Source organism: Streptomyces capoamus, from assembly GCF_014654935.1.
GTDB lineage: Bacteria > Actinomycetota > Actinomycetes > Streptomycetales > Streptomycetaceae > Streptomyces > Streptomyces capoamus.
Map to the genome: position 1 here is coordinate 70476 of NZ_BNBF01000018.1, position 614 is coordinate 71089.

At 77.7% G+C, this 614-nt stretch carries 1 protein-coding gene; it reads left to right on the top strand.

The features are described from left to right. Positions 1 to 614: aminotransferase class I/II-fold pyridoxal phosphate-dependent enzyme (locus IE312_RS41845; protein ID WP_229900441.1), on the top strand; the 614-nt coding region annotated here is incomplete at both ends.

Consider the following 614-nt stretch of genomic DNA (forward strand, 5'->3'; position numbering starts at 1 on the left):
CGCTGGCCACGGACGCGGAGGGGCCCGTGCCGCAGGCGGTGGCCGACGCCCACCGCAGCGCGCCGCTGTCGGCGCTGTACCTCCAGCCGGCCCTGCACAACCCGACGTCGCTGACCATGGGCGCCGGGCGGCTGCGGCAGCTCGCCGACTGTGTCCACAGGCTGGGGATACCGGTGGTCGAGGACCGGATCTGGGCGTTCCTGGACCCGGGCGGCACGCCTCCGCTCGCCGCGCTCGCGCCCGGCCTGGTGCACCTCGTCGACAGCCTGTCCAAGCGGGTCGCGCCCGGCCTCACCGTCGGCTTCACCGTCGTACCGCGCGACCGTGTCGAGGCGGTGGCGCGGGCCGTGCGGTCCGGCGGGTGGAGCGCGGGCGCCTTCGCGCTGGAGGCGGCGGTGCGGTGGCTCGGCGACGGCACCGTGGACCGGCTGGTGGCGGCCAAGCGGCAGGACGCCCGGCGGCGCCAGCGGCTGGTCGCCGGGAAACTGGCCGGGTTCGCCGTACGGTCCGACCCGGCCGCCTACTTCGCCTGGTGGGAACTGCCCGCGCCGTGGCGGGCGGACACCTTCACGGCCGCCGCGCGGGCGCACGGCATCGCCGTCACCCCGGGTACG